This window comes from Streptomyces sp. NPDC001070 (assembly GCF_053598835.1).
On record NZ_JBSFLB010000031.1, the window covers coordinates 104600 to 112631 of the forward strand.

General features: G+C 73.3%; 7 protein-coding genes. 2 read left to right on the forward strand and 5 right to left on the reverse strand.

Annotated elements, in window-relative coordinates; genetic code table 11:
- Positions 1 to 40: 40 nt before the first annotated feature.
- Positions 41 to 2770, reverse strand: coding sequence for a SpoIIE family protein phosphatase (locus ACWDAS_RS32180; RefSeq protein WP_450398000.1), 2730 nt, complete (start codon positions 2768 to 2770; stop codon positions 41 to 43).
- Positions 2771 to 2934: 164 nt separating this feature from the next.
- Positions 2935 to 3561 (reverse strand): histidine phosphatase family protein, encoded by a 627-nt coding sequence (locus ACWDAS_RS32185; RefSeq protein ID WP_450398002.1) that lies wholly within the window; start codon positions 3559 to 3561, stop codon positions 2935 to 2937.
- Positions 3562 to 3948: 387 nt separating this feature from the next.
- On the opposite strand from ACWDAS_RS32185, the gene ACWDAS_RS32190 reads away from it, so the two are divergent.
- Positions 3949 to 4239: a hypothetical protein gene (locus ACWDAS_RS32190; protein ID WP_450398004.1), complete on the forward strand. Its 291-nt coding sequence runs from the start codon at positions 3949 to 3951 to the stop codon at positions 4237 to 4239.
- Here the strand turns inward: ACWDAS_RS32190 and ACWDAS_RS32195 are convergent.
- Both ACWDAS_RS32195 and ACWDAS_RS32200 read right to left on the reverse strand, forming a co-directional pair.
- Positions 4236 to 5552 carry an RNA polymerase sigma factor gene (locus ACWDAS_RS32195; protein WP_450398005.1) on the reverse strand — a complete coding sequence of 439 codons (1317 nt, stop codon included), beginning with the start codon at positions 5550 to 5552 and terminating at the stop codon, positions 4236 to 4238. The genes ACWDAS_RS32190 and ACWDAS_RS32195 overlap by 4 nt on opposite strands.
- 54 nt (positions 5553 to 5606) lie before the next feature.
- Entirely contained in the window at positions 5607 to 5972 is a 366-nt protein-coding gene (locus tag ACWDAS_RS32200; RefSeq protein WP_450398007.1) for a YciI family protein, read from the reverse strand.
- Positions 5973 to 6419: 447 nt separating this feature from the next.
- On the opposite strand from ACWDAS_RS32200, the gene ACWDAS_RS32205 reads away from it, so the two are divergent.
- Complete coding sequence (locus ACWDAS_RS32205) at positions 6420 to 6938, forward strand: hypothetical protein (RefSeq protein WP_450398009.1); 519 nt, start codon at positions 6420 to 6422, stop codon at positions 6936 to 6938.
- 15 nt (positions 6939 to 6953) lie between these two features.
- On the opposite strand, the gene ACWDAS_RS32210 is transcribed toward ACWDAS_RS32205, so the two are convergent.
- A complete protein-coding gene (locus ACWDAS_RS32210) occupies positions 6954 to 7430 on the reverse strand; it encodes a hypothetical protein (RefSeq protein ID WP_450398011.1) in 477 nt (158 codons plus the stop codon).
- Positions 7431 to 8032: the final 602 nt, after the last annotated feature.

The following is an 8032-nucleotide window of genomic DNA, read 5'->3' on the forward strand; positions in this document are numbered from 1 at the left end:
CCGCCCCGCCCGGGCGCCGCGGCTGCCGCTCGGCGCGTCCTCATCGCGTCGTGGCGTCGACCGCGTCCGTCAGCCGCGCGCCGCCGGCCTCGTCGGCGCCCTCCTCGCCGTCCTCCCAGGCGGGCAGCGGGTGCTCCGCCCAGATGACCTTGCCCTCGGGGGTGTACCGGGTGCCCCAGCGCTCGGCTATCTGGGCGACGAGGAACAGCCCGCGGCCGCCCTCGTCCATGGTGGCCGCGTAGCGCAGATGCGGCGAGGTGCTGCTGCCGTCGGACACCTCGCAGGTCAGGGTCCGGTCCAGCAGCAGCCGGACCTTGATGGGCGCGGTGGCGTAGCGGATCGCGTTGGTGATCAGTTCGCTGAGCACCAACTCCATGCCGAAGGCCAGCTCCGACAGGCCCCACACCTCCAGCTTCTCCGCCACTGCGGCCCGCATCCCCGAGACGGCCGCGGGATCGAAGGGCACGTCCCATTCGGCGACGTGGTCGGCGGGGGTCGCCCGGGTACGGGCGATGAGCAGCGCCACGTCGTCCTTGGGCCGGTCGGGCAGCAGCGCCTTCAGCACGGCGTGGCAGCTCTGCTCGGGCGGCCGGTGCGGGTGGTCGGCCAGGGCCTGCCTCAGCATCTCCATGCCGACGTCGAGGTCCCTGGTGCGGTCCTCGATCAGGCCGTCGGTGTAGAGCACCAGCTGGGTGCCCTCCTCCAGCTCCAGCTCCGCCGTCTGGAACGGCATGCCGCCCAGGCCCAGGGGCGGCCCGGCGGGCAGGTCGGGGAACTCCACGCTGCCGTCGGGGCGGACCAGGGCGGGCGGGTGGTGCCCGGCCCGCGCCATCGCGCAGCGCCGCGAGACGGGGTCGTAGATCGCGTACAGGCAGCTGGCGCCCATGACGCCGGCTCCGACGCCCGTACCGGACTCGTCCTGGTCGATGCGGCCGACCAGGTCGTCCAGGTGGCCCAGGAGCTCGTCGGGCGGCAGGTCGAGGGTGGAGAAGTTGTGCACCGCGGTGCGCAGCCGGCCCATCGTGGCCGCGGCGTGCAGCCCGTGGCCCACGACGTCGCCGACGACCAGCGCCACCCGGTTGCCCGGGAGCGGGATCACGTCGAACCAGTCGCCGCTCACGCCGGACTGCGCGGGCAGGTAGCGGTGGGCGACGTCCAGGGCGCTCTGCTCGGGCAGGGCGCGCGGCAGCAGGCTGCGCTGCAGGGTGACTGCCAGGGCGTGCTCGCGGGTGTAGCGGCGCGCGTTGTCGATGTTGACCGCGGCGCGGGCGACCAGCTCCTCCGCCAGGGACAGGTCCTCCTCGTCGAAGGGCTCCGGCTTCTCCGAACGCCAGAAGTTGGCCACGCCGAGCACCACGCCCCGCGCCTTGAGCGGTGCCGCGATCAGCGAGTGGATGCCGTACTCGATGATCCGGTGGGTGCGCTCCGGGTCCTGGGCGAGCCAGCCGGTGTCGGCGGAGAGGTCGGTGACGATCTCCGAACGGCCGCTGCCGAAGCCGCGCGCCTGCGGCGTGGACGGCAGGAAGTCGATCAGCTTGCCGAGCGGGTAGAGCGGGGCGTCCGCGCGGATGCCGTTGACGGCCGTGCGGCGCATGTCGGACCCGGCGATCCCGCTCGGCTCCTCGCCGCGCAGCACGGGGTCGGCCAGGTCGACGGTGACGAAGTCGGCGAAGCGCGGCACGGCGACCAGGGCCAGCTCCTCGGCGGTGCGCACCACGTCGAGGGTGGTGCCGACGCCCAGGCCGGCGTCGTAGAGCAGTTTCAGCCGTTCGCGGGCGACCTCTGCGCGGCCCGACAGCGCCCGCAGCTCGGTGGAGTCCCGCAGGGTCGCGATCGAGCCCTTGGGGCCGCCGTGGCCGTTCGTGGGGCGCTGGTTCACCGCGAGCAGGCGTTCCCCGGCGGGCAGGACCTCGTCGGTGGCCACCCGCCGGGAGGTCAGCAGCTCGATCGTCCCGGGGTCGAGTCCCGGCAGGTCGCTGACCCGCTGGCCCTCGGCGTCGGGGGCGAGGTCGAGGAGCCGTTTGGCCTCGTCGTTGGCGAGCAGCAGCCGCCCGTCCTCCCCGACGATGAGCACGCCCTCCCGCACGGAGTGCAGCACCGTGTCGTGGTGCTCGTACATGCGGGTCATCTCGGCCGCGTCCAGGCGGTGGGTCTGCCGGCGCAGCCGTTTGGCGACCAGGGCCGTGCCGCCCATGGCCAGGGCGAGCGCGGCGGCCCCGGCGCCGAGGATGATCGGCAGCTGCCGGGTGACCACACCGGTCACGTTCTTCACCTTCATGCCGGCCGACACCAGGGCCACGACCTCGCCGTGCGGGTCGTCGACGGGGTCGAAGACGGGCACGACCGCCTGGACCTCGTGGCCGAGCGGCCCGTGCACGCTCTCCGTGTAGACCCTGCCCTGCAGGGACGGCTCGATGGTGCCCACGAACCGTTTGCCGATCCGGTTCGGGATCGGGTGCGTGTAGCGGATCCCGTCGGTGTCCATCACCACGATGAAGTCGACCCCGGCCTCCTTGCGGGCCAGTTCCGTGATGGGCTGGAGGGTCTTGGAGGGATCGGGCTCCTTCAGCACGTCCACCAGGCCGGGGGAGCGCGCGAAGGTGCCCGCCGCCGCGATCGAACGGTTGACGGCCTCGCGCTCGCTGTCGTGCCGGGTCTGCAGGACGAGCGCGATCACGCCGCACGCCACGAGCAGCACGACGATCGCCACCTGCAGGATGAAGACCTGTCCGGCGACGCTCCGCGGGCTCTTCTCGGTCAGTGACCGCATCGATACGCCCCGAATCGGTCGAAAACGTCGACCATGCCGACATTTCTAACACTGCCCGGCTGGACGTTGCCATAGGCCACTGGGACCCCTGCCCGGCTGCCTGGCCCCGCGCCGGGGCGAGCGGGGCGCGGGGCCCGCCCTCCGGGCCGGATCCGGCGGCGCCCTCAGAAGTGCAGCTCGGCCGGGAATCCGGTCCAGCGCAGCTCCTCCGGCAGATGCCGCATGTCGTTGTGGAGCAGCACGGAGGTCGGGCGGCCGGGCGTGTAGCGGATCACCGTCAGGGCCGCGTTGGCGTGGTTGAGGCTGAGCCAGCGCCAGCGCGGCGCGTCCAGCGCGGCCGAGACCAGCCAGCCGATCAGGAAGTTGTGCGTGACGACCAGCTCGTGGGCCGCCTTCCCCGCCGCCAGCGGCCCGGCGAACCGGGTCAGCGCCTCCGTCGCCAGCTGCGGCCCCCACGCGCGCTCCTCGGGGCTGAAGTGGTCCAGGAAACGGGAGAGGTAGTACGCGCTGTCCGGCGGCAGCTCGGACTCCGGCGGGAAGTACGGCGGGTAGTCCCCCGCGAGGTCGTCGGCCGCCACGGGCACGCCGCTCCCCAGCCGCTCGCCGATCAGGGCCGCGGACTGCGCGGCCCGGGGCAGCGGACTGTGGTGGACGGCGGAGATCGGGGAGCCCTTGAGCCGCTCGCCGAGGAGAGCGGCCTGCCGGAAGCCGTTCTCCGTCAGGCCGCTCTCGTCCGGCAGCGCCTCCGCGTGCCGGGTGAGATAGAGGTAGCGGCTCGCCGTTCCGGTCATGCCCGGCCCCTCTCGGGTGTCGACAACGATGGACGTCCTGTGCGCGGGCGCGGCGGGAACCGGGGCCGTGCGGGAGGGTGCTCCGGACTCCGGTGACCCGCCGCAGCCACATGTGGCGACGCCCCCCCCCGCGCGGCCCCGGTTCCCGCCGCGCCGCGAGCGGCACATCGCAGGATGATGCCATGAGCGGGACATATGTCCAGCCGCTTCGCGCGCCCGGGACGAGGGCGCGCGGAAGTCCGTGCGGGACGCGTGGGGGCGCGCGCCGGCCGGGGACCCCCGTCCGTCACCCCCGCGGCGGGCGTGGGCGGTTGGCGTGCGGATGCGGCGCGCGCCACGAGCCGTACGATGAAATCCGGGCCATCGGCGAAACCGCGGGAGGCCGCGATGGGCAGGACGAGGGCGAACGGCCGCGGATACGGGCTGTACGGGCTTCTCGCCGCGGCCGGCGTGGTGGTCGCGGTGGGTGTGGGCGTCCCGATCGGCGCGATCTTCATCCTGGCCGTGGCCCTGATGTGCCCCCTGCTGATGCTCGTCATGCTGCACGCCCTGCGCGGTCCCGAGGCCCATCGCCACCCCGTCGTCGGCGTCCTCGACGACGGCGCCGCACGCGGGCGCGGGGCGGGCGCCACGACGGTGCCCCCCGGGCCGGCCGCCCCGCGCGGACCGCGTTCCTAGGTCCCGCCGTCGCGGGCGGCCAGGCTCGCGCGGGCGGCGCGTTCGACCAGGAGGGCGCGCTCGCGCTCGTTGCGGGTGAGTGAGGCGGCGCGCAGGAACTCCTCGCGGGCCTCGGCGTGCCTGCCGAGCCGCTCCAGCAGATCTCCGCGGACGCTCGGCAGCAGGTGGTAGCCGCGCAGCGCGGGCTCGTCGGTGAGCCGGTCGGCGAGTGCGAGCCCTTCTCCCGGCCCGTACGCCATGGCCACCGCGACCGCGCGGTTGAGCTCCACGACCGGCGACGGCGAGCGCCGGGCCAGCGCCCCGTAGAGTTCCGCGATCCGCCGCCAGTCGGTGTCCCGGGCGTGCAGCGCCCGGGCGTGGCAGGCGGCGATGGCGGCCTGCAGCGCGTACGGCCCCGGCGGGCCGCCCGCCGCCTCGGCGCGCGCGAGGGCGGCGAAGCCGCGGCGGATCAGCAGCTGGTCCCAGCGCCGCCGGTCCTGGTCGGCCAGCAGGACGGGCCGCCCGTCCGGGCCGGTGCGGGCAGCCGAGCGGGAGGCCTGGATCTCCAGCAGCGCGGCCAGCCCGTGGACCTCGGGCTCCTTGGGCATCAGTGCGGCCAGTACCCGGGCGAGGCGCAGCGCGTCCTCGCACAGTGCCGGGCGCATCCAGTCGTCGCCGGCGGTCGCCGAGTAGCCCTCGTTGAAGACCAGGTAGATGACCTCCAGGACCGAGGACAGCCGCTCGACCCGCTCGGGCCCGTGCGGCTGCTCGAAGGGCACGCCCGCCTTCGCCAGCGTCCGCTTCGCCCGGACGATGCGCTGCGCGACCGTCGCCTCCGGGACCAGGTAGGCGCGCGCGATCTCGGCGGTCGTCAGGCCCCCGAGCAGTCGCAGCGTGAGTGCCACCCGGGCTTCGGTGGACAGCAGGGGGTGGCAGGCGGTGAAGACCAGCCGCAGCAGGTCGTCCTCGATGTCGTCGTCCGCGGCCGCCTCGGCCGCCGCGAAGTCCGGCTCGGACCCCTGCCCGGCCTCCAGGGCGTGGCCCAGTTCCCGGAGCTTGCGCGCGAAGACCTCCTTGCGGCGGACGAGGTCGATCGCGCGGTGCTTCGCCGCGGCCGTCAGCCAGGCGCCCGGATTGTCCGGCACTCCGGCGTCCGGCCACTGTTCGAGGGCGGCAACCAGGGCGTCCTGGGCCAGTTCCTCGGCGACGCCGATGTCGCGCACGATCCGCGCGACACCGGCGATCACCCGGGCCGACTCGATCCGCCACACCGCCTCGATCGCCCGGCGGGCGTCGTCGGAACCCGAAGCCGAAGCCGAAGCCGTCACAGCCACCCATCAGAGCAGCCGCTCCCGCCGGGGGCAACCGGTTCCCGGAGGCGGCGGAGGTCAGGAGAGCTCCGGGGCCTCCTCGACCTGCCGCAGCTCGCAGGTGATCTCCCAGGCGTCGCCGTGGACCTTCAGGAAGCGCGTGGTCCACTCCACGGCCTCCTCCTTCGACTTCGCCTGGATGATCGCGTAGCCGCCGATGAACTCCTTGGACTCGGTGAAGGGCCCGTCCACGACGGACAGCTTCCCGTGGTCCCAGTGCAGCCGCGTCCCCTCGGAGGTCGGGCGCAGCCCGGCGGTGTCCAGCAGCACGCCGGCCTTGGACATCTCCTCGATGAGCTTGCCCATCTCCTCCATCAGGCGCTCGTCGGGGCCGCCCTCGGGGACGTTGTCCTCGTTGATCCTGACCAGGGACATGAAACGCATCGCGTTCTCCTTCTGCGTACCTCTTGCGGCGGGGATCCTCCCCGCTCCTGCCTACGCGTCGAACGAGCGGCGCGGGGATCGACACGTCGGCCGAAGTTTTTTCCGAGGAAGTTCTCGGGAGCCTCCCCGGGCACCGCTGCGCCGCCGTACCCGGCACCGCTCCTCCCGCTCGGTGCCCCTTCACTCCGTGCCGCATCACTCGGACCGGTGATATCCGGCGCCGCAGCTTGGATCCGGCGGATCAGGTCCGTGATGCTGATGCACGAGCGGCCGTCGCCGCGCCCCGGACCGGATGCCGCGCCGGGCGCGCGGCGACACGAAGGACGAGTGGATGACCCAGGTCTTCTTCGCCGCCGCCCCCTACGCGGCGGCGACCGTCACGGCGGCCATCCGGGCGGGGTTGTTCGGGCCACGTGACGGTCGCCGCCGTCTCCTCGTGATGCGCCCGTGGCCGCCGAGGTCCTCCTCGCGCGGCACCGCCCCGGGCTGGTCGTCGGCTGTTCCTCCACCGCCCTGGTCACCTCCGCCGCGCTCCACGGCATTCCCGCCGCCCGCGTCGGGACCGGGCTGCTGCTCGACCGCATCGCCCCGTACGAGAACGGCGACCGCATCCCGCTCACCCTCGTCGACGCCGCCCTGCCCGACCTGGAGCGGGACGCGGCCGTCGTCGGCCGGCCGTCCGCCCTCGGCGGGGAGGCGGCCGCCGCTCGACTGGCCCCGCTGGCCGCGGACCGCGGGGTACCGCATGCAGACCCGTCCCCACCCCGCGCTGCGCCCGGAGGCCGAGGACTGGCTCCGCCGCCATCTGCCGCGCCACCCGCAGTACTTCAAGCGGCACCGGCTCACCAGCCTGCGCCTGCCCGGCGGCAGTCCGGTCCGTGCCGAGGCCCTCCGCCGCCACCCGGCGTTACGCCGCATTGTGCGCACCGTACGGATCGTGCGCGCGTGCGGGCGGTCCGGGCCTGAGCGGCCCGGCGGGGCTCACAGGGCAGCGGGAACGCGCGGAAGGGGGCGCGCGCCGGCGGTCAGCACTTCCAGGCAGGCGATGTAGAGATACGCGGGGCTGGTGAGCCGCACGGCGTCCCTGGAATAGAGCCACAGCGCCGGATGCCGGGCCGGCCGCCGCGGGTCGGCGGCGGCCAGCCATCCGCCGCGGGTGAGGAAGCGCAGCCCGAGCGGGGACCATACGTCCTCGGAGCCGGGCGGCACCAGGATGTACAGGAACCCGCAACGCCGGTCCCACATGACCGGCCCGACGGGGGCGGCGCCGTCCTGCAGTCGTGCGAGGATCTCGTGGCCGGGTCGTTCGGGGATCCTGACGGCGTCCCACTCCACTCCGGCCGGCAGCAGCATCACCCTGTTCTTGGCGAGTTCCCATTCGCCGAGCCGGTGCTGTACCTCACCGGCTCCTTGGGCGAGCCATGCCGCGAGGACCGGCCCGCAGAATTCGTCGCACATACCACTCCCGGGTTCTGCTGCAAGTGACCAGCGTGAGGACGGTGTCCGGTCGGGGGCGCCGACGATGCATATATCTGCTGTCGGCATGTGCTGAGAGCAATGCCCGTGACGTTGAATCACTTGATCGGATGGGGCAAAAGCGGCCAGTTTTGGGCAACCGGGTTTCGGCGGCGATGATCACCTCTAGATTCCGTCCGATGTGACCGGCACCGGGCGTGACGCACCGCGCCCCGGAGCGTTGAAGGTACGGGTTTCGGAGGAGGGAGGGCAGTTTTGGTGAGGCTGGATAAAACCGCCCCGGGAAGCGCAGAATCACTGTCAGGATTCCGGGACGCGGACCGCCTTCGGAGAACCCGGTGGGGCGGGTGGGCGGAAGCGGGTCCGCGCCGCGTCGTCCATAGCCATCGGACGAGTTGTCTGATGACATTGGACGCTAGACCCTGGAACGTCTCGAGGCAAGCATTTCGCGGCAGTTCGGTCCGGCCGATGCGGCGCGACCGGGAGAAGGTGCAGGTGAGGGGGTGTGGGTCTGGGTCGGGCGGGTGTGTCCGCTGTAGACTGGATCTCACTCGGACGGGTCAACCGACGTGCTAGCAGGAAGA